21 protein-coding genes, 1 pseudogene and 1 riboswitch are annotated in these 26,999 nt (G+C 34.0%); of the genes and pseudogenes, 15 read left to right on the forward strand and 7 right to left on the reverse strand.

What is annotated here, in order from left to right; translation table 11 throughout:
- The first annotated feature begins 1,000 nt into the window (after positions 1-1,000).
- From VRU49_RS00005 to VRU49_RS00040, 8 genes are all read left to right on the forward strand, one after another.
- Complete coding sequence (locus tag VRU49_RS00005; protein WP_330144713.1) at positions 1,001-1,939, forward strand: outer membrane protein assembly factor BamD; 939 nt, start codon at positions 1,001-1,003, stop codon at positions 1,937-1,939.
- The gene (locus VRU49_RS00010) at positions 1,932-2,258 is read left to right on the forward strand and encodes a DNA-directed RNA polymerase subunit omega (protein WP_330144714.1); all 327 of its coding nucleotides are present in this window, start codon (positions 1,932-1,934) and stop codon (positions 2,256-2,258) included. The genes VRU49_RS00005 and VRU49_RS00010 overlap by 8 nt, the downstream gene beginning before the upstream one ends.
- Before the next feature lie 25 nt (positions 2,259-2,283).
- Entirely contained in the window at positions 2,284-3,483 is a 1,200-nt protein-coding gene (gene coaBC, locus VRU49_RS00015) for a bifunctional phosphopantothenoylcysteine decarboxylase/phosphopantothenate--cysteine ligase CoaBC (protein ID WP_330144715.1), read from the forward strand.
- Positions 3,480-4,373: a type IX secretion system protein PorD gene (gene porD, locus VRU49_RS00020; protein WP_330144716.1), complete on the forward strand. Its 894-nt coding sequence runs from the start codon at positions 3,480-3,482 to the stop codon at positions 4,371-4,373. Before coaBC ends, porD begins: the two co-directional genes overlap by 4 nt.
- A 105-nt stretch (positions 4,374-4,478) precedes the next feature.
- Entirely contained in the window at positions 4,479-4,907 is a 429-nt protein-coding gene (locus tag VRU49_RS00025; RefSeq protein ID WP_330144717.1) for a BlaI/MecI/CopY family transcriptional regulator, read from the forward strand.
- Position 4,908: 1 nt separating this feature from the next.
- The gene (locus tag VRU49_RS00030) at positions 4,909-6,825 is read left to right on the forward strand and encodes a M56 family metallopeptidase (protein WP_330144718.1); all 1,917 of its coding nucleotides are present in this window, start codon (positions 4,909-4,911) and stop codon (positions 6,823-6,825) included.
- A gap of 95 nt (positions 6,826-6,920) precedes the next feature.
- Positions 6,921-8,582, forward strand: coding sequence for a DNA repair protein RecN (gene recN, locus VRU49_RS00035; RefSeq protein WP_330144719.1), 1,662 nt, complete (start codon positions 6,921-6,923; stop codon positions 8,580-8,582).
- 87 nt (positions 8,583-8,669) lie between these two features.
- Complete coding sequence (locus VRU49_RS00040) at positions 8,670-9,488, forward strand: enoyl-ACP reductase FabI (protein ID WP_330145863.1); 819 nt, start codon at positions 8,670-8,672, stop codon at positions 9,486-9,488.
- Between the two features lie 153 nt (positions 9,489-9,641).
- Here VRU49_RS00040 and VRU49_RS00045 read toward each other — a convergent pair.
- A pseudogene (locus VRU49_RS00045) lies at positions 9,642-9,938 on the reverse strand (DPP IV N-terminal domain-containing protein); the annotation flags it as partial.
- A gap of 513 nt (positions 9,939-10,451) precedes the next feature.
- A riboswitch (cobalamin riboswitch) is annotated at positions 10,452-10,638 on the forward strand.
- Between the two features lie 174 nt (positions 10,639-10,812).
- Between VRU49_RS00045 and VRU49_RS00050 the strand changes: the two are divergent.
- The 3 genes from VRU49_RS00050 to VRU49_RS00060 all read left to right on the forward strand — a co-directional run bounded on the left by VRU49_RS00050 (position 10,813) and on the right by VRU49_RS00060 (position 15,149).
- Positions 10,813-12,756 carry a TonB-dependent receptor plug domain-containing protein gene (locus tag VRU49_RS00050; protein WP_330144720.1) on the forward strand — a complete coding sequence of 648 codons (1,944 nt, stop codon included), beginning with the start codon at positions 10,813-10,815 and terminating at the stop codon, positions 12,754-12,756.
- 11 nt (positions 12,757-12,767) lie between these two features.
- A complete protein-coding gene (locus VRU49_RS00055) occupies positions 12,768-13,877 on the forward strand; it encodes a YncE family protein (RefSeq protein ID WP_330144721.1) in 1,110 nt (369 codons plus the stop codon).
- Between the two features lie 147 nt (positions 13,878-14,024).
- Entirely contained in the window at positions 14,025-15,149 is a 1,125-nt protein-coding gene (locus VRU49_RS00060; RefSeq protein WP_330144722.1) for a carboxypeptidase-like regulatory domain-containing protein, read from the forward strand.
- A gap of 45 nt (positions 15,150-15,194) precedes the next feature.
- Here the strand turns inward: VRU49_RS00060 and VRU49_RS00065 are convergent, their stop codons facing one another.
- Entirely contained in the window at positions 15,195-15,533 is a 339-nt protein-coding gene (locus VRU49_RS00065) for a hypothetical protein (RefSeq protein WP_330144723.1), read from the reverse strand.
- 95 nt (positions 15,534-15,628) lie between these two features.
- On the opposite strand from VRU49_RS00065, the gene VRU49_RS00070 reads away from it, so the two are divergent.
- Entirely contained in the window at positions 15,629-16,693 is a 1,065-nt protein-coding gene (locus VRU49_RS00070; protein WP_330144724.1) for a PA0069 family radical SAM protein, read from the forward strand.
- On the opposite strand, the gene VRU49_RS00075 is transcribed toward VRU49_RS00070, so the two are convergent.
- The 4 genes from VRU49_RS00075 to VRU49_RS00090 are packed head-to-tail and all read right to left on the reverse strand — an operon-like array spanning position 16,690 to position 20,914.
- Positions 16,690-17,619 carry a hydroxypyruvate isomerase family protein gene (locus VRU49_RS00075; protein ID WP_330144725.1) on the reverse strand — a complete coding sequence of 310 codons (930 nt, stop codon included), beginning with the start codon at positions 17,617-17,619 and terminating at the stop codon, positions 16,690-16,692. The genes VRU49_RS00070 and VRU49_RS00075 overlap by 4 nt on opposite strands.
- Before the next feature lie 17 nt (positions 17,620-17,636).
- Positions 17,637-18,614: an FAD:protein FMN transferase gene (locus tag VRU49_RS00080; protein WP_330144726.1), complete on the reverse strand. Its 978-nt coding sequence runs from the start codon at positions 18,612-18,614 to the stop codon at positions 17,637-17,639.
- Positions 18,614-19,936, reverse strand: coding sequence for a Gfo/Idh/MocA family protein (locus tag VRU49_RS00085; protein WP_330144727.1), 1,323 nt, complete (start codon positions 19,934-19,936; stop codon positions 18,614-18,616). The genes VRU49_RS00080 and VRU49_RS00085 overlap by 1 nt, the downstream gene beginning before the upstream one ends.
- 24 nt (positions 19,937-19,960) lie before the next feature.
- On the reverse strand, positions 19,961-20,914 hold the full coding sequence (locus tag VRU49_RS00090) for a formylglycine-generating enzyme family protein (RefSeq protein WP_330144728.1): 954 nt from the start codon (positions 20,912-20,914) through the stop codon (positions 19,961-19,963).
- A gap of 138 nt (positions 20,915-21,052) precedes the next feature.
- On the opposite strand from VRU49_RS00090, the gene VRU49_RS00095 reads away from it, so the two are divergent.
- From VRU49_RS00095 to VRU49_RS00105, 3 genes are all read left to right on the forward strand, one after another.
- Positions 21,053-21,943, forward strand: a complete 891-nt coding sequence (locus VRU49_RS00095) for an ATP-grasp domain-containing protein (protein WP_330144729.1) — start codon at positions 21,053-21,055, stop codon at positions 21,941-21,943.
- Positions 21,944-22,229: 286 nt separating this feature from the next.
- Positions 22,230-22,712, forward strand: coding sequence for a hypothetical protein (locus VRU49_RS00100; protein ID WP_330144730.1), 483 nt, complete (start codon positions 22,230-22,232; stop codon positions 22,710-22,712).
- Positions 22,713-23,164: 452 nt separating this feature from the next.
- Positions 23,165-24,235 carry an NADH:flavin oxidoreductase/NADH oxidase gene (locus VRU49_RS00105; protein WP_330144731.1) on the forward strand — a complete coding sequence of 357 codons (1,071 nt, stop codon included), beginning with the start codon at positions 23,165-23,167 and terminating at the stop codon, positions 24,233-24,235.
- A 212-nt stretch (positions 24,236-24,447) separates the two neighbouring features.
- On the opposite strand, the gene VRU49_RS00110 is transcribed toward VRU49_RS00105, so the two are convergent.
- Complete coding sequence (locus VRU49_RS00110; RefSeq protein WP_330144732.1) at positions 24,448-26,988, reverse strand: ATP-dependent Clp protease ATP-binding subunit; 2,541 nt, start codon at positions 26,986-26,988, stop codon at positions 24,448-24,450.
- Positions 26,989-26,999 lie beyond the last annotated feature (11 nt).

Consider the following 26,999-nt stretch of genomic DNA (forward strand, 5'->3'; position numbering starts at 1 on the left):
AATTAATTCCTTCTGGCAAATTATTTTTGAAGTTTTTTCGAAGTTTTTTATAACTCGCTATTAGCTAGCTACATCTTTATTCTAACCCCCTACTTAACCCATAATTCAACCAAACGCTCAATCTCTTACCCCCTCTTCCTCCGAAGCGGAGTGCAAAGGTAGAAAACTTATTTCATTTAGCAAATTAAAATGGAGTATTTTTTGAAGTTTTTCGTAACTCATTCAAAATGAACTTTGTTGCTTTTTAACCCCTACTCTCTACTTCTTTTTGCTCTTCAATTTGTAATCCCTTTCATCCGATTGGGGAGTGCAAAAGTAGAAAAAATATCGCTTCTAGCAAATAAAACGAAGGTTTTTTATCCTAAACTATCCTTAAGTGTATGGTTAACAAGGAGAAAAATTTGCAAGTAAATAAGGATGGGTCGAATAATCCCAGTGAAATACTATTAGAACACCTATAAAGGTTCGTGTTGTTATTACATTATATATAGTAAACAACATTAAATCATAATATATCTAAGGTTGATTAACTTTACTATTATATATTGTATAAGTAGCTCATAGGGATTTCTTTTATATATATAGTAGGCGATACATATATATAAGGTATGCTTATTAATTATTAAGACTTGAGGAATTAAATTCCAGTTTAGGATTATAACAGACTGGTGATCCTTGAGGTTTAGATCTGATGAATTAATCTATGAGATCCTATCGCTGCATTGCATTTCGCTCCAGGAGGACGGGTCAGGGAAGTATCGCGCTACAGGAGGACAGGACATAAGACTAGTTGATACCAGAAAATTTATTTTTCAATCGCCATTACTATAAATAATAATAATAAAAATAAGGACAGAAATGCCTTGCTGATGGCCAACAAAAGAAGTATTTACATTAAAAATTGTTAAATATTGTTAACGGATAACGCTAAACGCTTTCCAATATCTAGCTTAGCACGATATTTTATTGACCTTATCGTAAATATCCTTATCTTTGCAAAATGTTTAAATTTAAACACCTATTTATTATTTGTTGTGCCCTTACAGTTTTAGTTATCGGGGGTTGTAAAAGTCAATTCGAAAAGATAAGGCTAAGTAACGATGTTACTAAAAAGTATCAAGAAGCGATAAATTTATACAACAAGAAGAACTATTCTAAAGCTTTAATTTTATTTGAAGATTTATCTCAAAAATATCGCGGACAACAACAGGCAGAAGATTTAAACTATTATTACGCTTATACGTTATACCGTTTAAGAGATTATACAACTGCCAGATTCCAGTTTAAATATTTTGCAGACAACTATCCTACTAGTCAATACGCCGAAGAATGTAGGTATATGAGTGCATATTGTTACTACTTAGATTCTCCTGATTACCCATTAGACCAGGAAAATACTTATAAGGCATTAGATGCGTTGCAATTATTTATTAACTTATACCCTGAAAGTGATAGAGCTAAGCAGGCGGCAGATTATATCTCAGATTTAAGAGGTAAATTAGAACGTAAAGCTTTTGAAAACGCTAAGATGTATTATGAAATTGGAGGTTTCCAAGTATATAATTATAAATCGGCGGTTATTGCATTAAAAAATACGCAAATAGATTTTCCAGATATTAAATATGCAGAAGAAATTGATTTCTTAATATTTAAATCTCAATATTTGTATGCTAAAAATAGTTTATTGATTCGTCAACAAGAAAGGTTTGAAGAAGCATTAACTTATTATAATGAGTTTATAGAGAAGTTTCCGACAAGTACATTTAAAAAGGAAGCAGATCAATTAAAAGCTGACACTGAAAAAGGTATAGAAAATGCTAAGAAAGAATTAGCAGTTATAGCTTTAGAAGAAGCAAAATATAAAGAATTACAAAGGAAAGCTGCAGAGCAGGATAGTGTAATTAATAGTAAAACGATTAAAAAATCAAAAAATGGATAAAAATACTAAAGCAGCGGTTCCTAATACAACCGTTACCCGCAATGTACATGATTTAGATGCAGCAACAGGGAATTTGTACGAATCTTTAGTGGTAATCTCAAAAAGAGCTAATCAAATTTCAAACAACATGAAAGAAGAGCTTCATGGAAAGTTAGCCGAGTTTGCTTCAAACAACGATAATTTAGAGGAGATTTTCGAAAATCGTGAACAAATTGAAATCAGTAAGCATTATGAGCGTTTACCAAAACCTACATTAATTGCTATTGATGAGTTCTTAAACGGTAAAGTTTACCACAGAAATCCTTCAAAAGAACAATAGTTTCTTGTAGTTAATTTTGCATTATATGCAATTAAATAACAAGAATATCATTCTAGGCGTTTGCGGCAGTATTGCGGCTTATAAATCTGCAACTCTTGTACGATTGCTGGTAAAAGCTGGCGCAAACGTCAAAATTGTGCTTACACACGATGCAGCACATTTTATTACCCCTTTAACTCTAGCAACGCTTTCTAAAAATCCAGTCGAAATTAATTATTTTGATGAAGAAACAGGCGTTTGGGCCAATCATGTAGAGTTAGGTCTTTGGGCAGATTTAATGATCATCGCCCCAGCAAGTGCCAATACCATTTCTAAGTTTGCAAACGGGTTTTGCGATAATCTATTAACTGCTACTTACTTATCGGCAAAATGCCCCGTTTATATTGCTCCAGCTATGGATCTAGATATGTGGAAGCATACTTCAACGGTAGAAAACATCCAAAAGCTAAAATCCTATGGAAATATTGTGATTACACCAGGCATTGGTGAATTAGCCAGTGGTTTATTTGGTGAAGGCAGAATGGAAGAGCCTGAAGAAATTGTGAAATTTATTGATAACCATTTACGTGCTGCACAGCCTTTGTATAATTTAAATGCTGTTGTAACGGCAGGACCAACGTATGAAGCTATAGATCCGGTAAGGTTTATTGGGAATCATTCTTCTGGCAAGATGGGATTCGAAATTGCCAAAACGCTTAAAAAATTAGGGGCAAATGTTACCTTAATTACTGGCCCTACAGCAGAAAAATCGAACTCAATAAATAGGATTGATGTGGTAAGCGCGCAACAAATGTTAAAAGCTTGTTTAGCACATGCCCAAGCAGATATTTTTATAATGAGTGCTGCAGTTGCTGATTATACACCAGCTGATCCGGCTAAAGAAAAAATTAAAAAGAACGATGCAGAGCTTGTTCTACATCTAAAAAAGACAACTGATATTTTAGCCACTTTAGGTAAAAATAAACCCAAAAACCAAATTTTGGTTGGATTCGCGTTAGAAACCTATAATGAAGAGAATTTTGCACTGGAAAAGTTAGAGAAGAAGAATCTTGATTTAATTGTACTTAATTCTACCCAAGATCCGGAAGCTGGATTTAAAAAAGACACTAATAAAATTACTATATTTAATAAACTGAAAGAAAAAACAGTTTATGAAGCAAAATCTAAATCAGATGTTGCTGTAGATATTTGTAACCAAATTTGTAAGCTTATCCCTTCCAAATGAAAAAAATCATTCTGATATTATTTTTTTCCTTAGTTTCCTATTCCCTATCTGCACAAGAAATTATGGCCAATGTGCAGGTTATGGCACCTCAAATCCCAAATCTCAATAAAAGAAATATTGATGTTCTTCAGAATGCAATTCGCGATTTCATAAATAATAATAAATGGACAAATGAGGTTTATTTACCCCAAGAAAGAATAAATTGCAATTTGATTATTACGATTACCTCATGGGATGGCAATTCTAATTTTAAAGCAGAGGCTCAAATTCAATCAACACGCCCTGTTTATGGTTCTGGATACAATAGTTTGATGTTTAATTATAATGATAAAGCGTTCGATTTTTCTTTTATAGAAGGTCAGCCTATTATTTTTTCAGACCAGAATTTCAGTTCAAATATTAGCGCTTTACTTACTTATTATGCTTATACGATAATTGGTATCGACAAAGATAGTTTCTCTAATTTGGGCGGAAATCCTTATTTTAATAAAGCGCAAAATGTGGTGAATTTCTCACAAAATTCGGGTGCAGCTGGTTGGAGAGCAGGCGAAGGACTTAGAAATAGGTTTTGGCTAAATCAGAATATGCTGGATAACAGTTTTAATGTTTTAAGAGTTTTTATATACGATTATCATAGAAATGGTCTCGATAAAATGCAGGAGAATAAAACACAATCTATAAATCATATTCTAAATTCAATAGGCCTTCTACAACAGTTAGACAAACAAAAAATGGGTGCGCTTTTCCCTAATATATTTTTAGCCGCTAAGGCGGATGAGTTTGTCAATATTTTTAAATTAAGTGATATTAATGAAAGGATTAAAGCTTTTAATCTTTTAATTGAAATTGATCCAGCTAATCAGAATAAGTACCAAGGATTAATTCTTTAGTGCTCACACTAATTCTAGCTTGTATTAAGTCTTCTATTCTACTCTTCTACCCTATTCTAACAACTTAGTATCCAATCACTCTGTTAAAGTTTTGTTAAATATTTTGTGGTTTACGAGCAACTTCGTACATTAGATTACGAACAAATTCGTACAAAGATGACAATTTCAATAAAACCAACGGAAAGTGAATTAGAGATTCTTCAAATTTTATGGAGTCGTGGCGAATGTACGGTACGAACTGTGCACGAGGAACTAATTAAATCCAAAGATGTGGGTTATACATCTACCTTAAAATTAATGCAAATTATGCATGAAAAGGGATTAGTTTCTAGGAATACGGAATCTAAAACACATATATACATCGCAGCCATCAATCAGCAAGACACGCAAAAGCATTTATTAAATAAATTAATTGATAATGCCTACAATGGTTCTGCTGCACGTTTAGTGATGCAAGCTTTAGGTAATCATAAAGCAACTAGTCAAGAATTAGAGCAAATTAAAAAATACTTGGAACAACTAGAATCTAAATAAAATGAACACATTATTTCAAGATATCATTCAGGCCTTTGGTTGGAGTATTTTAAACTCTATTTGGCAAAGTGGGATTATTTATGTCTTGCTTTTAATATTCATGGTTTCATTTCCGAAATTTAAAGCGGTTTACCGACATAATTTATCTTATGCTTCATTGATCTTAATGTTTTCTTGGTTTGTTTATACTTTTATTTCTCGATTAACTGAGGTAAATAAAAGCGTAAAATCGGGTGTAGATTTAAGTATGTATGAGTTAGGAAGTTTTGCTCAAAATTTACCTGAAACTTTTACTGAAAAAGCTGAATCATATTTCCCTATTATTGTTCCCATTTATATTTTAGGTATTATTTTTCAATTATTCATTGTTGTAAAAAGTTACTTTTTTCTAGAAAAAATCAAGAAAAATGAGCTATCAGCAGTACCTCAAAACTGGTTAAATCAATTTAATGAAATTAAAAAATCATTGAAATTGAATAAAAAAATTCAGTTCCATTTATCTGGATTAATAACGGTTCCTATTGTTATTGGTTACCTTAAACCTATTGTTTTATTTCCTATCGCCTTAGTAAATCATTTAGAGGAAGAGCAAGTAGAGGCTATTTTAATTCATGAATTATCGCATATCCGAAGAAATGATTATCTATTAAATATTATTAAAACTTGTGTTGAAACTGTACTTTTTTTCAATCCATTTGTATGGTTAACGAGCAGATTTATACAAATAGAAAGAGAGCATGCTTGTGATGATTTGGTGGTTAAATTTTCTGGAAAACCACTTTCTTATGCACATGCCCTATTAAAGTTAGAGCTTTTACAACAGGAAGAATCTAATCCAACTTTTAGTTTGGCAGCAACTGGTTCTAATTATCATTTGTATCAGAGAATTAAAAGAATTACCAATATGAAAACCAATTATCTAAATGTTAAGCAACAATTAGCTGCCTTAACTTTAGCATTGGGTGGATTATTGTCGGTAGCCTGGACGCATCCCACAATAAAAGAAAAAGCTAAAGAGCTTTCTGTTAATCTAGCAGAAATAACATTTATTGCACCAAAATCGGCAGATGTTCCTGTTTCTAAAGGTTTAAATAAAAATAATCCTCCTATTGTTGTTGCTTTAAATTCGCCAATCGGATTATTAGAAATAAATAAAGAAGTAGAGGAATTAAAAGTAAAAAGACCTTCAAGAATAGATTTCATTAAATTGGCTCCTGCCATTAATAATATCGGTGATTTAGATTTTAAAAATTCAAGTTTTATTTTCAAAAAAGTCGACTCTATAGATTACAATCCTACTCGTTTGGAGGGAAAAGTATTTTTTAAAACATCAGCTTCAAAAACCCAAAATCTAAAAAAGAATATTCACGATTTATTAGATCGTATTAATATTAATGAAGAGGAAAAAACAAACTACAGGTTACTTATAAATGAGTTTACAGATAATTTAGAAAATAGTGATCGTATAAGAGTTGGAAAAGTTCATACATTTAATAACCATCAGCAAAATGAAGATGGCAACAATGAGGCTTCACAACCAAAAAAACTATTCTTAACCGCAAAAAAGACAATTCCGGGCAAGCCAATAAGTATTAATATTCGATTATTAGATAGTACAAAAAACGTCACAATTAAGGCAGATAGTGTAAATTTCCATGCCATATCTCATTTAGCTCAGGTAAAGCCTTTAAACAATGAAAACGTTAATTCAATAAAACCAGAAGAGATTTCAAATATTAAAATAAACTCGAAAGAAAAACAGATTGAGTTTGTTTTAAAAAATGGTGAAGTGAAAAAATTTGATGTATTGGTTACAGGAATTAATAAAATTCAAGGAGTTGATGCATCGTTAGAAAACTCACCAGTGGATAAAATATCTACTGTAACCGTGAGAGGGTATCCCCTATTAAATAATTAAAAATTTTTCATTTATAATACTTAGGCATCTGGTTAAAAAACCATGATGCCTTTTTTTGTATTCTTACCATTAGAATTTTGTATTTTAGCAGGTATATGCTTCAAAAATTATCGATAAAGAATTATGCGCTTATAGATTCTATTGACATAGAGTTTGATAAAGGATTAAATATTATCACAGGAGAAACTGGGGCTGGGAAATCGATCATTCTGGGCGCCTTATCATTAATTTTAGGTCAGCGTGCCGAAAATAAATATTTCTTCAATCAAGATAAAAAGTGCATAATCGAAGGTGTTTTTATAATTAGTTCAGATAGGTTAAATACACTATTCGAATTACTTGAAGTAGATGCTCTAGAGGAAACCATTGTTAGAAGGGAAATTACTTCTGATGGTAGGTCTAGAGCTTTTATAAATGATACACCAGTTAATTTAACTCAACTCAAAACTTTTGGAGAGCAATTAATAGATGTTCATTCTCAACACGCAGTTCTAGAATTAAGTGACGAAAAATTTCAATTATCTATTGTAGATAGTGTAGCTGGTCACCAAAAATTTCTTTCTGCCTATAAATTAAAATACAAGCAGTATCTAGCTGATAAAAAATCGCTTAACGAAAAGATAGAAGCTAAAAATATTGCATTAAAGGAATTAGACCTTAATCGTTTTTTGTTTGATGAATTAGAGGATGCAAAATTAGACGAATTTGAACAGCAAAATTTAGAACAGGAATTAGAGCAAATAAATCATGCTGAATTGATAAAATCTAATTTAAATGATGCTAGTCAATTGCTTTCGGAAGATGAATCTTCAGCATTAAATGCAATGAAGTTATCTGTTAATCGTTTAAATCAGATTTCGCAGTACCACGAAGAAATTGATGAATTAAATTTGAGGCTCCAAAGCACTGTTATAGAGTTAAAAGATATTGCAGGCGAGTTGAGTTTTTTAGAACAAAAGATTATTCATCACCCGTTGAGGGCCGAAGCCATTAATGAACGCTTAAATTTAATTTACGTATTACAACAAAAACATAGAGTAAATTCTAATGCAGAGTTGTTAAAAATTCAAGCTGAATTAGCTCAATCATTGGATAATTTTAATATCGCTGATGAAGAAATTGAAACGCTTCAGAAAAAAGTTAATGCTGATAATCAGACGTTACAAGAAGAAGCGGTATTAATCTCAAAACAAAGAGTTGCGGTTTTTGATAAGGTAAAATCGGAGATTTTAACCGTTTTAAATAAGGTTGGAATGCCGAATTCAAAATTGGAGATAAATCATGTTCTAAAAGAAAATAATGATTTCGATAGCAATGGTATTGATAAAATAACGTTTCATTTTTCGGCTAATGCCGGACAAATGCCTGCCCCTATTCATAAGATTGCGTCAGGTGGAGAGTTGTCTAGATTTATGCTGGCCGTAAAATCTCTGATTTCAAAAAATACTGCTTTACCAACCTTAATTTTTGATGAGATTGATACTGGAATTTCGGGTGATACGGCTAAAAAAGTTGGCTTAGTGATGGAAGAATTAGCCAACCAGATGCAAATTATTACGATTACGCATTTACCACAAATTGCCTCAAAAGGCATAGCTCATTTCCACGTTTACAAAGACGAAAGTAAAGGTATTACGCAAACACATATACAAAAGCTTTCGCAAGAAGAAAGAATAACAAAAATCGCAGAAATGTTAAGCGGACATGATGCAAGTAAAACAGCAAGAGATAACGCTAGGGAACTTTTGGATAAATAAAAAATTGTACCTTCGCTAGTATCTATTTGCAATTATTATATTTTTAAAAGTTTATAATTGATTTAATAGCTAGATTAAAAAAACATAATTATGTATAATTTATTAAAAGGAAAACGCGGTATTATAACCGGGGCGCTAGATCAGAATTCTATTGCATGGAAAGTAGCAGAAAAAGCACATGAAGAAGGTGCTACTTTTGTACTTACAAATGCTCCTATAGCCATGAGAATGGGCGAAATTAATGTTTTAGCAGAGAAAACTGGATCTCAAATTATCCCTGCTGATGCTACTAGTGTAGAAGATTTAACTAATCTTTATACACAAGCTCAAGAAATTTTAGGAGGTAAAATTGATTTCGTTTTACACTCTATTGGTATGAGTGTTAATATCCGTAAAAAAATTCCTTATACAGAGAGTAACTATGATTATTTTATGAAAGGAATTGATGTTTCTGCAATGTCGCTTCATAAAATGTTAGCTGTAGCTAAAAAATTAGATGCTATTGCAGAAGGTGGTAGTGTTGTAGCTTTAACTTATATGGCCGCACAAAGAACTTATCCATTCTATACTGATATGGCAGATATTAAAGCGATGTTAGAGTCTATCGCTAGAAGTTTTGGATATCATTATGGTGTTGAGAAAAAGGTGAGAATTAATACGGTTTCTCAATCGCCAACTAAAACAACTGCTGGAACTGGTATTAAAGGTTTTGGTGATTTTTATGATTATGCAGATGCTATTGCACCATTAGGCAATGCCGATGCTGAGTCTTGTGCAGATTATTGTATTACCTTATTCTCAGACTTAACCAGAATGGTAACTATGCAGAATTTATTCCATGATGGAGGTTATTCTTCAACAGGAGTGAGCGATGTTGTGATGCAAAAAATGGGATTGGAAGATTAAGGGGGAAGTCGGGAAAGTCCGAAAGACGGGGAGACCGGGAGACTGGGCGTTGAGAAGATCGGATGTCCATAAAAATATAAAAAGGGTAAAGGGATTATTTCCCTATACCCTTTTTTGTTTTTGGGCTATGTGTGGCAGATAGAGATTACTCTTTTAATTTCTAAACAACCTTTTATCAACCACTAAGCAATAATTATTTTCTACCATAAAATTATCCCTTAAAGACTTTTCATTTTTTAATCTCATATCATTAATATTGATTACTCCAATCTTAACTTCAGGAATTGAGTCACCAACCTTTGGACTAGGAATTTCTGTGTACTGTACATGATTGCCCGAATAATCTGTCATTTTAAAAATAGGCACCATACTTTCATCAGTTTGCCAAAAGGCGATGTATTTAGTATCAGGAGACCATTTCCAAACCTTTCCTAGTCCAAATTCCTCTTCATAAACCCAACCAAATCTTCAATTGTAGATAAAAGGTATATTGTGAAATGTAAACTAGGTATTTATAAGATCATAAAAAACATATCGCCATAACGCTCAAAGCCCACTTTTATACCCTCGAGTGATAAATGCTTTTTCATTTCAATTCAGAGTTTAGTTTGTTTGTTAATCTTCTTAATTAGCAGAGCAAACTTAAGCGAAAGCAAGATAACTAATATGAATAAAATTTTGAAAGAATCATTGTCTCAAAATTGTTTAATAGTCTGGTTGGACGAGGACATTGAAAAGGTTACAGCTCATCTTAGTTAACTCATTACAATTTTTCATTTTAAGACTCAAGCTTAATACTTAAAAAAATCAGCATCTAAATAAGTAAATTTTCACTAAACAACGATTTATATTCTAAATCTATTGTTATAAAAAGTTTAATAAAATTAGAATAATTAAACCTTTAACATTCAAACACTTAAAATTTGATTGATGCTTTTGTATGATTAATCTTCCCAAAATAGCTATCTTTGAACTGCTTTAGGTTTTCTATGGTAACGCATAGAGATTAAAATGGGAATACGGTGTAATTCCGTAACTGTCCCGCAGCTGTAAGCTCCATTAGAGTTTTCTATTCTTAGCCACTGTATTTATATGGGAAGGCAGAAAACAGGGAGTAAGTCAGAAGACCTGCCTTTAGCAATATAGTATTCATAGCTTTCGGGGATTGAAGCTAGGAGTTTGTGCTAGTAATTTTACTTGCTCCTTAATTTCTGCTTGCTGTGGGTGTAAACTCACACAAAAAATGGTAACAAAGAAAATAACCAAACGTTATTTGCTTGTTTGTTTTCATATGGTCCTACTGTGCCTATCAGCGTCACCCAAAATGCTGAATGCCCAAACAGATACCATAAAAACTCAGCACATAACAGAGGTGAAAATTACGGCACTGGACTTGTCGCCTTATTTAAATTCGGCAACACCCGTGCAACTTTTAAACAGCAAAGACATACAACGCCTAAAAGGTGTGTCCATAGCCGATGCTTTGCGCTTTTTTTCTGGTGTACAGTTAAAAGATTATGGTGGTGTTGGAGGATTAAAGACCATTAATGTGCGCAGCATGGGCAGCAACCATACGTCTGTTTTCTACAACGGATCTCAGCTTTCTAATGCTCAAAATGGACAGGTAGACTTAAGCAAATACAGTTTAGAAAACTTAAAGGAAATAAGTCTTTACAGCGGACAAAATCCAGAACTATTGCAGTCGGCAAGGGCATTTGCTAGTTCAAGCGCACTATTTTTAAAATCCCAATCTCCCGTTTTTTTTCCGAACAAAAATCAACACTTCAAACTAAATCTTAAAACAGGCTCCTTTAACTTGTTGAATCCACAAGTACTGTTTGCGAGAAAATTGTCAGACAAAATAAGTTGGGTTGTAAATTCAGAACTCCTTAACTCCGACGGGAAATACAAGTATAGATATACGAATGGCGTATACGATACAACAATGGTTAGACAAAATGGCGATATACTTTCCAAAAGAATAGAAAGTGAGTTGTTTGTAAAGTTTGCTGATAGTTCCCAAATAAACAACCAAGTTTACTATTACAACAGTGAACGTGGCTTACCGGGGGCCATTGTTTCTAACAAATTTAACTTCAGTCAAAGGCAATGGGATAGAAACTTCTTCTATCAATCAAGCTATACTTCTGATGGAAGCAAGAAGTTTAAATGGTTGGCTCAACTTAAGTACAGTAATGATTTTTTGAGGTATGTAGATCCTGATTACAAAACCTTGTTTGGAATACTTGACAATAGATACTATCAGCACGAAGTGTATGTGTCTCTATCTAACTCCTTTGCTCTAAATAAACATTGGAATTTTAGCTTCAGTAACGATTTAAGCAAGCAGGACCTAAATGCAAATTTGTATAACTTTGCCTATCCAACCAGATACAGTTGGCTCAGTGCAGTCAACACCAAATTTGAAAAAGACGCATTAAGTTTACAAGCCACTCTCCTTAGAACATCTGTAAAGGATGCAGTAATGCTGGGTAAAAGCGGTGGAGATAAAGAAAATTTCTCACCAACATTATTGGCTTCGTGGCAACCTTTTCAATTTAAGAATTTAAAAATTAGGGGATTCTATAAGTCCATATTTAGGTTACCAACATTTAACGACCTGTATTACACCTCTGTTGGCAATACTTCCCTTGACCCAGAAATTGGCAAACAAATAGATTTAGGATTCACCTATTCCCTGTTTTCTAACAATACTTCTTTAAAAACCTTAATTGTACGTGGCGATGTGTATGACAACCAAATCAAAGACAAAATAGTTGCCATCCCTACACTCAATCTATTCAGATGGACTATGGTTAATTTAGATCGTGTGCAGATAAGTGGGGCAGAAATTCAATTTCAAACGCATTGGCAATTCAACAAATTAAACGCATTAATTAAGGGGAATTATACGTACGAAAAGGCTGTAGAGAAAACAGAATCAGCCTATAGTTACGGCCATCAAATACCGTATATACCCGTGCATAGCGGATCTTTAACAGCAGCGTTAGATTTCAAAACGGTAAGCTTAAACTATAGTTTTATTTATACAGGAGAACGTTACAGTCAAAAAGCGAACATCCCAGTTAATTACATTCCCGCTTGGTATACCCACGATTTGGCAATTCATAAGGCACTAAATATACTACCAACCCCTTTGAGAATTAGTGCCGAGATAAACAACCTCCTAAATCAATACTACGACATAGTTCTAAATTATCCTATGCCTGGTAGAAATTATCGATTCACACTATACACAAACTTTTAAAAATTAATAAAATGAAAAAATCGCTATCAAATCTGGCAGTATTTGGTCTACTTGCCCTAACATTTGCATCTTGTAAAAAAGAATATGGAATAATTCCAGAAGAACAAACGAAAGTTCCTGGACAAATTAGTAGTATAAATGGCTTGTATGTGCTTAACGAAGGAAACTGGGGTTCAAATAAAGCATCTTTAGATTATTACGATTACGCCTCAGGCACCTATAGAAAAAACATCTTTAACGAAGCCAACCCTGGAGTAACTTTGGGTCTTGGAGATGTGGGTAACGATATCCAAATCTATGGATCCAGACTTTATATAGTAGTTAACTCATCAAACAAGGTAGAAGTTTTAGATGTTAAAACCGCCAAAAGAATTGGAAAAGTTGATATTCCAAATAGCAAATATATCACATTTTACAAAGACAATGCCTATGTTACTTCCTATGAAGGATACGTTTCTGTAATCGACACAGCTACAATCACTGAAAAAGCAAGAATTAAAGTTGGAAGAGAACCTGAAGAGATGGCAGTTGTCGGTGATAAACTGTACGTCGCTAATTCTGGAGGCTATACACCATCTAATTATGAAAAAACGGTTTCGGTAATCGATTTAAAAACAAACTTAGAAATTAAAAAAATTGATGTTGCTGTTAATCTAAATAGACTGAAAGCAGATAAATATGGCGACCTGTATGTGACATCTAGAGGGGATTATGGAAAGATTCAATCAAATCTATTTTTGATTGATACGAAAAAAGACGAAGTTGTTAAAGCATTTGATATAAGAATTAGTAACCTGACAATTCACAACGACATGGCTTATTATTTTGGTATAACTTATGACGAAAATTGGAACAGTATAGCCTCATATGGTAAAATAAACATCAAAGACGAAACCAAATTAGAGGGTAATTTTATTACTGATGGGACGGATAAAAAAATTAAGTCACCTTATGGCATAGCTGTAGATCCACTAAATGAAGATATATACATTACGGATGCGAAAGATTATGTAAGCCCTGGTGCATTATATCGTTTTAATAAATCTGGTGTTAAAGTATTTGAAGTAAGTACGGGAGACTTACCGGCTCATTTAGTGTTTTACACCAACCCAAAAAAATAGTTTTTAAATCGAGATTGCCTAATGGCAATCTCGATTTTTCACATAGAACAAAGTAATATTTTGCATATTATCAAATTAACCTTAACTTTAAAACTACGATAAATTTCGTAGAAAAGTATAGGCGTAATTAAAGATTACATGATACCCATGAGAAGCATTCTATTAAATCTTTTATTGTTATTTACCATACCTGCATTTGGGCAAAAGTTTACACTGAGTGGAACTGTAAAATCATTTGATAATTTACCCTTAGCTGGTGCTACATTATATGTTTCAGGTACTAAAATTTCTTCCGTTTCAAATAATGAAGGTCGCTTTCAAATTGAGCTAGAAAGAGGAAATTACGATATTTTAACACAGATGATGGGTTATGCTGCTACAAATACGCAGGTAACTATAAATAATGAACCTACTCAAGTTCATATTAAATTATTTGAAAGTGTCTATAAAATCGCAGAAGTTGAAGTTAGACCAGATCCAGAAAGAACCAGATATATTAATATTTTCAAAGATTATTTTCTAGGAAGAACACCCAATGCATTAAAAAGTAAAATATTAAATGCTGAAGTTTTAAATATTGATTTCAATAAAGCAGATAAAATTTTAAAAATTTCTTCAGATCAACTTCTAAAAATTGAAAATCATGCTTTAGGCTATAAAATAAATTATTTGATTTCTAATTTCGAATACAATTTTAATACTAATGTGGTTTTTTACGAAGGTTATCCAGCATTTGAAGAAATGGCTGGAAAAGAATCGGCTCATAAAAAATGGGCTAAAGCAAGAGAAATTGCATACCTAGGCTCATCTACTCATTTTTTCCAAACATTAGCAAAAAAATCTAGCTACCAGGAAGGCTTTCTTATTTACAAAATTTCTAGTGATAATAACCCACTATCCGCTAATAAAAATCAAGGCATTTCAGTTGGATTAAATATGGATCGGTTATCTACACAGCCTGTTTTGCTAGATACTTTGGTAAAACATGTTGAAGTTAATATTTATAAACTTAGTTATAAAGATGACCTCTATGTAGTTTATACTAAAGAAAAAGAACCTGAAAATTTTCAATGGACAGGATTTAAAATGAATCGAACACCAGAAATCAAAAACTACCAGGTTTCAAGGATAATTCCGTTAAAACTTCCTGTTCATTTTTATGATAGTGGCATTTCCTTAGATCCCACAGCAACACTTTTTATGGGTTATTTTGCGTGGGAAAAATTTGCAGATTTATTGCCCATAGAGTACGAACTTCCAATTAAAAAATGATAAAAAAATTAAATGAATATAAATAGCTTAAAATAATTCATTTATCTATTTATGTTGCCAACATCTACCTCCACCACTCACCATTCTTTTACATCTTAATCCTTTTTGAGTGGTTCCAGTGCATTGACTAGTTTGTTGTACTTTGGACGAATTATTTTCTTTAGTTGAAGTAGACTTTTCTGTCAGCGGATTTCTACTATTTGAACAAACACCACATTTACCTCCAGAATTACATAGTTTACAATATTTACAGTTAGAACATGCTCTACATGGATTTTCACCTTTACATGTTGCAATGGTTGGTTCTAGAGTTGGTAACTTATAAATATTGGTAGGTGCACTTAGAATTACCCAGGCAAAAATACTTAATATTAAAAGTCTCATAGTTTTACATCCATTTTTTAACAGAGACAAATATATACCTGTGTATTAATAAATTAAAATTATATTTTTGCTAATATTTTTAGTATTTTTAGCTAATGAATTCAGTTGAGGAAACATATTTTAAAGGAAGAGGTGCCCAAATTAACGTTCACAATAAGTACATTAAGAACGCTTACGTGCAAGATTTTGAAGAAGGGATTGATGATTGGGAAGAAGAAAATTCAAAAACTACCTTTATAAAAGGTGTGTCTAAATCTATTGTCAACAAAGTAAGTAGTCCAGATGTGGGAATGGCCTATTCTGCCAACCCTTATCAAGGTTGCGAACATGGTTGTATTTATTGCTATGCTAGAAATTCGCATGAGTATTGGGGTTTTAGCGCAGGGTTAGACTTTGAACGTAAAATCATCGTGAAATACGATGCTCCAAAGCTTTTTAAACAATTTTTAAGCAAGAAAGGATGGCAAGCAGAAACGATTTCTCTTTCAGGAAATACTGACTGTTACCAGCCAATTGAACGTAAAACCCAACTCACTCGCTCGATTCTAAAAATTGCTAGAGATTTTAATCAGCCTATTGGTATCATAACCAAGAATGCATTGGTTACCCGTGATATTGATATACTTAAAGATATGGCACAAAATAAATTGTGCTCAGTCTATATTTCTATAACCACTGTAAACGAAAAATTAAGAGCTGTAATGGAACCTAGAACAGCTACAGCAACTCAACGACTTATAACTATAGAAAAACTAACTGAAGCAGGCATCCCCACTGGGGTTATGGTTGCACCAATGGTACCAGGATTATCTGACCATGAAATTCCGAGTATTCTTAAATTAGCTGCACAGGCTGGCGCTGAGAAAGCAGGCTATACAGTTGTGCGACTTAATGGAGCTATACATGATATTTTTAAAGACTGGCTTCAAAAAAATTTCCCAGATAGATTTGAAAAAGTTTGGCACATGATAGAAAGTTGCCATGATGGAAATGTGAACGACAGTAGATTTGGTCAACGCATGCGCGGTGATGGAACAATTGCCCAGCTTATTGCGGATAATTTTAAGCTTCACTGTAAAATAAACAACCTGAATTTAAAGCAGAACACATTAAATTCAGGTTTATTTAAAATACCTTCAGCACAAACCAGCTTATTTTAATCTAAATCTACAGTTCTGTAGGCTTGTATAACTTTCAACTCGCCTTCTTTGCCTGGCATAGAATTGCCATGTTCCATCCCCATTACTCCCGTATATCCTTTTTTGGCAATATGGGCAAACAAGTTTTTATAATTAATTTCTCCTGTAGTAGGTTCTTTTCTACCTGGATTATCACCAATTTGAATGTATGCAATCTCGTCCCAGCATCGGTCTATATTAACCATTAATTGCCCTTCAGTTTTTTGCATATGATAAATATCATATAAAATTTTACAGGAAGGACTTTGCACCGCTTTACAAACTGCATAGGTTTCATGGGTTTGTTGCAAAAATAATTCTGGCGTATCGCTCAAAGTTTCCAAAACCATTATTAAACCATGTGGCTCTAAAATTTCTGCGCCAGCACGCATAGCATCTACCACATTCGCAAATTGATTTCCATAAGGTAATCTTCGCTCATAAAAACCTGGAACCACAGTAAGCCACTTAGCATTACATCGCTTAGCTGCATCAACAGACTTTTTACAGGCCTCTATAAATCTATCCTTAAATTCTTTCTTTCCCGTAGTTAAAGAAGTTTTCCAGTTATCACCCGCATCAATCACAAATACGCCCATGCGCATATTCAATTTGGATAACAAATTACCAATCTTCTCCTGCTCGGCTATAGAACGATTTAAAAATCCATTATCTTCTATCGACCTAAATCCTTGATCATACATAAATTGTATTTCATCCAAAAAAGAATCGCCAGCATGATTTTTAAACATTCCCTGATGCGGAGCAAAATCCATTTTAAATGGTTTTGATGCATTTGTATTTTTAATTTGTTCAGCAGCCTGAACATTTTGTCCAATTATTGGTGCTCCTAACTTTATACCAGCAGCCGTGAGCAATCCATTCTTTATAAAGTCTTTTCTTAACATAGTATTTAGTTAATTAATTAATTCCTTACCATAATTTTATAAAACCCAGTACTTGCTGTGTCTTTCATATTTCCTGAAGCATCTCTGTATATAAAATAAGCTTCCAAATTTCTTTGCTTTGCTACAAAAGCCAATGCTTTTTCAAGTCCCATTGCCAGCAGACTATTGTCGAAAGCATCTGCCACCATAGCGGTTGGAGCATAAGTTGTAACGCTTAAAACATCATTTTGTACTGGATATCCTTTAAATGGATCAATTATATGATGCACTTTGTAACCCTCGATATAACGCAACTTTCTGTAAATTCCTGAAGATGTAATGGCTCCAGATGCTATTTGCACCCTTTTTGGAACAAAATCTCCACAATCCTCGTCTGGCGAATCTAGTGCAATCGTAAAGGCTTCACCATTTGGCTTGGATCCTTGTACATAAATTTCCCCTCCCAACTCTACCAAAAATGACTTTAGGCCTTTGCTTCTAAGGTACCTTGCAAGCAAATCTACCGTGTACCCTTGTGCAATACCATTTAAATCTAGCTCTATGTTGGGCGCATGCTTTTTTAATAAACCATTAACCAAGGTTATATGTTGCATACCTGTTTTTAACCGCGTTTGTTGAATTTGTTGAGCATTTGGAACTACCACTGCTTTACTCCATAAACGCATTAATGGTGCAAGGGTTGCATCAAAATACCCACCAGTTACCATGTGGTAATATTGCGCTGCGCCAAATACTGTTTTAAAATGTTGATCAACTTTTACTTGTTGATTTTTATTAAATTGTTGTATCAGAGAATTAGGTTTGTAAAGTGACATAGAATTGTCCACTTCCGCAAAAATAGACTCTATTTCTTCTTTTTTAATTTTTTGGTCTGTCGCATAATATCTTATTAAATAACTCGTGCCTTGGGCCGACCCATTTAAAACAAACAATTGTTCTTGGGCTTTGATTAGCCCAAGAACACCAAAAAACCATAAAATTAAAGAATTAAACATTACATCACTTTAGTTTTCCCTGGTATGGCTATTGGATATAGTCCATTTTGATCAGGCAAAACCAATGGATTGGCCTCCCAGCTTAAAGTTGGCGGCATCAAACTATTGTTGGCTTGCAATGCGTCGTCCCATTTAATTACTTTTCCTGAATAGGTTGCGTATCTTCCAATAATAGCCGTTAAACAACTATACGCAGAACGTGTTGCATCTTCAAACTTATATTCGCCTTTACTGATAGCAGCAAAAAGTTCATCATGCTCAGTCTGGTAAGGATTTGGATTATTCTTTCCATCGTGTTCAAATAATACATTTCCTTTACTATCCCATAGGGTACCTTTATTTCCACCTGCTGCTAAATAAGTTCTACCTTTCGTTCCTTGAAATGTTTCATCAACTCTATTAGAAGTGCCTTCGAAATGGCGACATTGACTGTAAATAACCGCTCCATCAGCATAAGTTAACTCTACAGCATGATTGTCATAAATTTCGCCATAATCTGGCCCTGTTCTCCAAGCTCTACTTCCTGTACCTTGAATAGAAACTGGGTAAGCATTTTTAATCCAGTTCGCTACATCAATATTATGTACATGTTGCTCTACAATATGATCGCCACATAACCAATTAAAATAATACCAGTTACGCATTTGGTATTGCATTTCCGTTTGTCCTGGTTGTCGCTTGTTTACCCAAACACCACCACTATTCCAATAAACTTGTCCACCAACAATATCACCAATCGCACCATCGTGCACACGTTTTATAATCTCTCTATAGTTTTCTTGATAGTGTCTTTGTAAACCCACTACCACATTTAATTTTTTCTGTTTCCCAATTTCTGCAGCGCGCAGTACTTCCCTAATTCCAGGTGCATCTACTGCAACTGGCTTTTCCATAAACACATGCTTTCCTTGATTTATAGCCTCAGCAAAATGCATTGGTCTAAATCCGGGAGGAGTAACCAATAAGACTACATCTGCTAAAGGAATAGCCTTTTTAAAGGCATCAAATCCTACGAATTGCCTATCTTTTGGCACATCTACTTTATCGCCATAACGCTCTTTTAATTTCGTATAGCTACTTTCTAATCTGTCGGAAAAGGCATCGGCCATAGCCACTAACTTAATATTAGCATTGGTGTTAAATGCCTGAAAAGCAGCGCCTGTACCCCTATCGCCGCAACCAATTAGGGCAATCTTGATGGTATCGTTTACAGAATTATGAAATCCTGCAAATGCAAATTGATTTAGTACAACACCACCCGCCAGCATAGCTGATGTTTTTATAAATTCTCTTCGGTTCTTAGTTTCGTTTGGTTTAGTCATATGGTTGTTTAGTTTGGTTCTAGATTAATAATCTGCAATGGGAGGTTTATTATAATAAGCTTCTATTTCTGCTTTTGTAGGTGTTTTTACTGGTCTAACCAAGCGTATCCCTACAAATGGTGCTTCTGGAAACCACCAATTACTTTTAGGAATTTGCGGGTCGATTTGTTTCCAGCTAGATTGCGATTGCATTCTAATGGTTGAATTAATATCTGCTGCTTTATCTTCATAAGATCCTCCTCTAATTACATGAGGATACAATTTAGTAGGAACAGAAACAGGATTTTTTACTTCCCCTTTTGCTTTTCGTTGTTGGTAGGCATCAGCAAGATATTGGTCGTAAGTCCACTCAGCTACATTTCCATACATATCAAAAAATCCCCATGCATTAGGTTTCTTTTTACCCACTTCTTGAGTTTTACCCTCACTATTTTCTTTAAACCATGCATAATCTGCCAGCGTTGCTGGAGCATCAAAAAAATAATCTGAATCTTTTCCTGCTTTACTTGCATACTCCCACTCTGCTTCTGTTGGTAATCTATAAAACACACCTGTTCTTGTGTATAACCATTTGCAAAACTGAATGGCATTATAATGTGTCATCGCTAAGGCTGGAAAATTTTCCTTCCCCATTCCGAAGGTCATATCTAAATAAGGTTTAGTAGGTCTGGTTACAGCATCAACCCCTTCAGGTAATGCGCCATTATTACTACTTAGTTCATAATCCTTGTAAACAAAAAGTTCGTATAAATCCCATGTAATCTCGTGGCTACTCATCCAAAAAGCATCTAACTTAACTTCATGTTTAGGTTGTTGATCAGGAGTACCTTGGCTACTTCCCATTTTAAAACTACCTTCTGGAACCGCTATCATATGAAACGCCACTTTGGTGCCTTCAATTTTTTGAGTGTAGTTTTGTGCAGAGGTACCTTGAGCGCCTAAAAATAGCCAGAGCGCAACAAGCCATAAGTATTTCATATTTAATCTTTTTTTTCCTAAAGTAAGACTCAACAATTGTAAATCAAAATTTTAAAGATTCAGAATTTGTATATCCAAGAGTTTACGTGAAAATCGTTCTTTTCTTCTTAATTTCAGCCCCAAATTAAGCACATTGATATGAAATTAGAACAGCTAAAGATTGCCTATGTATGTTATAAAGATGTAGGAACTTTTGATTCGCCTGTTGAAGATGAAGAATCGGTATTATTTAACTTCCTAAGAGATAAAGGCCTACAATTAACCAAAGTGATTTGGAATGATGATCGTGTAGATTGGAAATCTTTTGATTTAGCGCTTCTAAAATCGCCATGGGATTATTTTGAAGTAATTGATACTTTTTATAGCTGGTTAACACATCTTGATGAAATTAAATTACCATTGCTAAATCCGACTGATCTAGTAAAATGGAATGCAGACAAGCATTATTTAGCAGAAATTGCTGATGCAGGATTACCTGTTATTCCAACAGCATATATTAATAAAGGGACAAGACTAGAACTTGAAACTTTTTTCGAGCGTTTTAAAACAGACCAGATAATTATAAAGCCTTGCGTTAGTGGTGGTTCCTTTCACACTTTTAAAGTAACAAAAGAAAACTTAGAAGAAATACAAAATAAAGTGCAATTGTTGCTAAAAACGATGGACTTTATGGTACAGCCATTTATTCCTGAGGTTCAAATTGAAGGCGAATGGTCGTTATTATTTTTCAATGGAAAATTTAGTCATTGTTTATTAAAGAAGGCAAAATCGGGTGATTTTAGGGTACAACATTTCTTAGGTGGAACCATACATCCACAGCAGCCTAGTGAAGCTATGCTTAAATCTGCAAAGCAATATGTAGATCAGTTTGCCAAAAGTAGTTTATATGCAAGGGTTGATGGGGTAATGATTGACGAAACTTTTACCTTAATGGAATTAGAATTAATTGAACCTTATATGTTCCTTTTTACGGATGTTGAAGGATATGAGAATTACTACAAAGCTTTAAAAGAAAAGATGGAAGGATAACAAAGTACTTTACCTTAATGATATAGAGAGACCTTTCGGAAAGTAATAATTGTCAAGATTTAAAATACATCATTAAACAATGTATTAATTTCTAGATTGTTGCAATCTAATTTATTTGTATATTCATATTAGAAATTAAATTTTCCTAGATAGCCAAAATTGAATCATTAACACCAAATCATGGTATAGGAACTTTTTATTTGCCTGTCTGTTCGTATCCAAGAACTAGATGCGATGATAAATTATTGGGGAACTTGCCTCAAACATTCTAATTACAAAAAAACAAATGGGAAACCTGTTTTCTTTATATTCTATTCTATCACGTTTTGTGAAAATATTATCGGTATCAATACCTTTAATTCTATTGAAGAGATGTGCAAATATTGTAAAAACAATTCCCTTTTTGCTCCCCTTGGAGAAAAAATACCTTTTGTTTCTACTAATTCCTATCACAATAACAGGATGTAAAAAGGATCCCATCATTCAAACCACGCCTAATTTTGATAAAATATTGATACTAGGGAACAGCATCACCCATTCTAAACCTGACCCTAATATTGGCTGGCTAGGCGACTGGGGGATGGCCGCGAGTGCAAGAGACAAAGATTTTGTGCACTTATTAGCACAAAAATTTAAAGCATCTCATCTCACATCAACTTTAGATTTTAAAAATATTTCCGATTTTGAAAATAACTATTGGAAGTACAAACTAGAAAATCTAGATACTTTTACAGCTGAAAAATACGATTTACTAATTCTCAGAATTTGAGAAAATGTTCCAATAGATTCGCTAGCTAAACACGATTTTAAAATTGCATACAGAAAACTGATTGAAAATTTTCAAGACAGGAATCCCAAAATTAAAATACTCTGTGTGCCATCCTTCTGGGATCAACCACAAGTTGAAGAATTGATCATTCAAGTAGCAAACGATAAAAACATCCCGACATCCTCGTTAAAATCACTTTCATACGAAATCGCCAATACAGCCTGGGGGTTATTCTCCAACTTTGGAGTAGCTACGCATCCTTCGGACAAAGGGATGCAGGGAATTGCTGATCGGATATGGAATAAAATTCTATCAGATCCCTATTTCCGCCCTTAAATGCCTTTTCGCGGTCGAATGTCACGATAATATATAATATTTCTTATCGCAAAACAATGTGACATAATTCCACATCTTATTAATAGAAGTTTTCATTTATTTGACTAAAAAAAAGAATGAGCATACTATTTTCAAAACTACCATTAAAAAAGCAGGTCTTACAAACGCGATTGGTTGTCTCTCCTATGTGTCAATATAGCGCTGTAGAAGGCCACGCAACTAACTGGCACTTGGTTCATTTGGGGCAATTTGCTATTGGGAAAGCATCCACCATAATTCAAGAAGCAACCGCAGTATTACCTGAAGGAAGAATTTCTTATGGAGATTTGGGCCTTTGGAAAGATGAACACATCCCCGCATTAAAGGAGATTGTAGATTTTGTACATGAGCAGGGTGCTCTTATTGGCATCCAGCTGGCTCACGCTGGTCGCAAAGCTTCCACAGAAAAGCCTTGGATATCACGTTCACAACTGGCGCCAACGCACGAAAATGGTTGGCAGACGGTAGGACCATCGGCAATGCCATTTCACGAGAAAGACCATCCACCAATAGCCATAGCTACTGAAGATATAAAAAACATAGTGCAAGCATTCCAAAATGCTGCCAAAAGAGCTGTTTCCGTAGGTTATGATATTATAGAAATTCATGGAGCACATGGTTATTTGATCCATCAATTTTTATCGCCCTTAACCAATTTACGCACAGATGCCTACGGCGGCTCTTTCGAAAACAGAAGCAGACTTTTGGTTGAAATTATCGAAGCTGTAAAAACAGTACTTGAAGAGCAATCGCTATGGTTACGCATTTCTGCTACAGATTGGGCAGAGGGAGGCTGGGATATTGAAGAAGCTGTAAAGTTGGCTAAGTTAGTTGAATCTATGGGTGTAGAAGTGATTGATGTTTCGTCTGGCGGAAATGTGCATCACCAAAACATACATGTTAAGGAAAATTATCAGGTTCCATTTGCTGAGCGCATTAAGGCAGAGACCAATTTGGTTACTGGAACGGTAGGTTTAATTAAAAATGCCCAGCAAGCAGAAACTATTTTAAAGGAGCAGAAAGCAGATTTGATTTTTATTGGTAGGGCATATCTACAAAATCCGCATTTAACAACACAATTTGCTAGAGATTTGGGTGTAGATATAGAATGGCTACCCCAGTACGAACGTGGTAAAGAAACTTTGTAAATCAAGATAGAGGCCTTGCAAGTTACACCTTTACGGCAATCACTGCTTTCCTCCATTTTTGTGACCCGGTAAGAATATTGATGCAAGATAACGACACAGCAATCTCTTCCAAAAGAGAATATAGATTTCTGCACTCGCAAAAACATTAGTATGAGGATAATCAATAAAAAAGCCCGCAGAAATATTCTGCGGGCTTTATCTTATTTTAAGGCTTACTCAACGTTGCCTTCTTCTTTCTTTTTCTTTTTCGATTCCTTTTTATGAGCAATGGTAATCTGACTTGACTCTTTATCAAAGTCCAATTCCAAAGTATCGCCATCAGAAATTTCACCTTTTAGTATTTCCTCAGCAATTGGATCTTCTAAATATTTTTGGATAGCACGTTTTAACGGACGAGCACCAAAAGCAGCATCAAATCCTTTTTCAGCGATAAAATCTTTTGCTTCATCTGTAAGTTTTACTTGGAAACCTAAACCTTTAATTCTACTGAATAAACCAGCTAATTCGATATCAATAATTTTGAAAATATCTGATTTCTGTAAGCTATTAAATACAACTACATCGTCTACTCTATTCAAAAACTCTGGCGCAAAAGCTTTTTTCAATGCATTTTCAATAACTCCTTTTGAGTGTGCATCTACTTGATTTGCTTTAGCCGTGGTGGTAAAACCAACACCTTGACCAAAATCTTTTAATTGTCGAGCTCCAATATTAGAAGTCATAATGATGATTGTATTTCTAAAATCAACCTTACGTCCTAAAGAATCTGTTAACTGACCTTCGTCTAATACTTGCAATAAGATATTGAACACATCTGGGTGCGCTTTCTCTATCTCATCTAATAAGATTACAGCATAAGGTTTTCTTCTAACTTTCTCGGTTAACTGACCACCTTCTTCATATCCAACATATCCCGGAGGCGCACCAACTAATCTAGATACGGCAAATTTCTCCATATACTCGCTCATATCTATTTGAATAAGTGCATCGTCTGAATCAAACATAAATCTAGCTAGTTCTTTAGCCAACTCTGTTTTACCCACACCAGTTGGACCTAGAAAAATGAATGATCCAATTGGTTTTTTAGGATCTTTTAATCCCGCTCTAGTACGTTGAATAGCTTTGGTAAGCTTTTTAATAGCATCGTCTTGACCAATAATTTTCTTAGCAACGGTTTCATACATCCCCAACAATTTCATGCTATCTGTTTGTCCAACACGTTGCACCGGAATACCCGTCATCATCGCCACAACTTCAGCTACATTATCTTCACTAACGGTATATCTATTGTTTTTTGTTTCAGCTTCCCAAGCAGCCTTAGCTTTTTCCAATTCTTCTAAAAGATTCTTTTCGGTATCTCTAAGTTTTGCTGCTTCTTCGTATTTCTGACTTTTAACTACTTGCGTTTTTTCAACTTTAATAGCTTCAATCTTATTTTCTATTTCAATTATATTCTCTGGAACATGAATATTAGTTAAATGTACTCTAGATCCAGATTCATCTAATGCATCTATCGCTTTATCAGGTAAAAACCTATCGGTAATATATCTTGATGTTAAAGCCACACAAGCTTTAATTGCTTCATCAGAATAAATTACACCATGATGATCCTCATATTTACTTTTAATTCGGTTCAATATCTCAATGGTTTCATCTGGCGTAGCCGGCTCAATCATTACCTTTTGGAATCTACGATCCAATGCACCATCTTTTTCAATAAACTGACGATATTCATCTAATGTTGTAGCACCAATACATTGAACTTCGCCCCTTGCTAAAGCAGGTTTAAACATATTACTTGCATCTAACGATCCAGATGCACCGCCAGCTCCAACAATTGTATGAATTTCATCGATAAATAAAATCACATCTGTAGACTTTTCAAGCTCATTCATTACAGCTTTCATGCGCTCCTCAAACTGACCTCTATATTTTGTTCCTGCAACTAATGAGGCAAGATCTAAAGTTACTACTCGCTTATTAAACAAAACGCGACTCACTTTTCTCTGTACAATTCTTAACGCAAGTCCTTCGGCAATGGCCGATTTACCTACACCAGGCTCTCCAATTAAAATTGGGTTATTCTTTTTACGACGTGATAAAATCTGACTAACACGCTCAATTTCTTTTTCTCTACCCACAATTGGATCCAATCTACCTTCCTCGGCAGCTTTGGTTAAATCGCGACCAAAATTGTCTAAAACAGGTGTTTTAGATTTAATATCTGAAACTTTCTTCGGTGCAGAAAAAGACTCTTCTTCACGGTAATCATCATCACCTCCTGTAGAAGCGCTATCTTGAATATTGTCTTTATAACCGTTTCTATTTAACTCTACTTCTTGTTTAAATAAATCGTAAGTAATATTAAATTGCAATAATATTTGAGAAGCAATATGATCCTCTTCTCTAAGAATAGACAATAATAAATGTTCTGTTCCTATAAGATCACTTTTAAACATTTTAGCCTCTAAATAGGTGATTTTAAGCACCTTTTCGGCTCCTTTTGTTAATGGTATATTACCTAAATTAACCGTAACGCTCGAAGTTCCTCTTACAGCATCTTCAATAGAACGACGCAATTTTACCGTATCCACATTTAATGAACGTAAAATTTTAATAGCCATCCCATCGCCTTCTCTTATAAGCCCTAACAATAAATGCTCAGTACCTATATAATCATGTCCCAAACGCAGTGCCTCTTCCCTGCTGAAAGAGATCACATCTTTAACTTGTGGTGAAAATTTAGCTTCCATATTTGTATCCT

The organism is Pedobacter flavus (assembly GCF_036324285.1).
Taxonomy (GTDB): Bacteria; Bacteroidota; Bacteroidia; order Sphingobacteriales; family Sphingobacteriaceae; genus Pedobacter; species Pedobacter flavus.

Bases quoted from the DNA above. Each gene is read 5' to 3' on its own strand.
- VRU49_RS00100 (WP_330144730.1), top strand. From the start codon at position 22,230: ATGGGAAACCTGTTTTCTTTATATTCTATTCTATCACGTTTTGTGAAA.
- VRU49_RS00005 (WP_330144713.1), top strand. From the start codon at position 1,001: ATGTTTAAATTTAAACACCTATTTATTATTTGTTGTGCCCTTACAGTT.
- VRU49_RS00080 (WP_330144726.1), bottom strand. From the start codon at position 18,614: ATGTTTAATTCTTTAATTTTATGGTTTTTTGGTGTTCTTGGGCTAATC.
- VRU49_RS00055 (WP_330144721.1), top strand. From the start codon at position 12,768: ATGAAAAAATCGCTATCAAATCTGGCAGTATTTGGTCTACTTGCCCTA.
- VRU49_RS00010 (WP_330144714.1), top strand. From the start codon at position 1,932: ATGGATAAAAATACTAAAGCAGCGGTTCCTAATACAACCGTTACCCGC.
- coaBC (WP_330144715.1), top strand. From the start codon at position 2,284: ATGCAATTAAATAACAAGAATATCATTCTAGGCGTTTGCGGCAGTATT.
- recN (WP_330144719.1), top strand. From the start codon at position 6,921: ATGCTTCAAAAATTATCGATAAAGAATTATGCGCTTATAGATTCTATT.
- VRU49_RS00110 (WP_330144732.1), bottom strand. From the start codon at position 26,988: ATGGAAGCTAAATTTTCACCACAAGTTAAAGATGTGATCTCTTTCAGC.
- VRU49_RS00050 (WP_330144720.1), top strand. From the start codon at position 10,813: ATGCTGAATGCCCAAACAGATACCATAAAAACTCAGCACATAACAGAG.
- VRU49_RS00030 (WP_330144718.1), top strand. From the start codon at position 4,909: ATGAACACATTATTTCAAGATATCATTCAGGCCTTTGGTTGGAGTATT.
- VRU49_RS00090 (WP_330144728.1), bottom strand. From the start codon at position 20,914: ATGAAATACTTATGGCTTGTTGCGCTCTGGCTATTTTTAGGCGCTCAA.
- porD (WP_330144716.1), top strand. From the start codon at position 3,480: ATGAAAAAAATCATTCTGATATTATTTTTTTCCTTAGTTTCCTATTCC.
- VRU49_RS00085 (WP_330144727.1), bottom strand. From the start codon at position 19,936: ATGACTAAACCAAACGAAACTAAGAACCGAAGAGAATTTATAAAAACA.
- VRU49_RS00075 (WP_330144725.1), bottom strand. From the start codon at position 17,619: ATGTTAAGAAAAGACTTTATAAAGAATGGATTGCTCACGGCTGCTGGT.
- VRU49_RS00105 (WP_330144731.1), top strand. From the start codon at position 23,165: ATGAGCATACTATTTTCAAAACTACCATTAAAAAAGCAGGTCTTACAA.
- VRU49_RS00065 (WP_330144723.1), bottom strand. From the start codon at position 15,533: ATGAGACTTTTAATATTAAGTATTTTTGCCTGGGTAATTCTAAGTGCA.
- VRU49_RS00060 (WP_330144722.1), top strand. From the start codon at position 14,025: ATGAGAAGCATTCTATTAAATCTTTTATTGTTATTTACCATACCTGCA.
- VRU49_RS00095 (WP_330144729.1), top strand. From the start codon at position 21,053: ATGAAATTAGAACAGCTAAAGATTGCCTATGTATGTTATAAAGATGTA.
- VRU49_RS00070 (WP_330144724.1), top strand. From the start codon at position 15,629: ATGAATTCAGTTGAGGAAACATATTTTAAAGGAAGAGGTGCCCAAATT.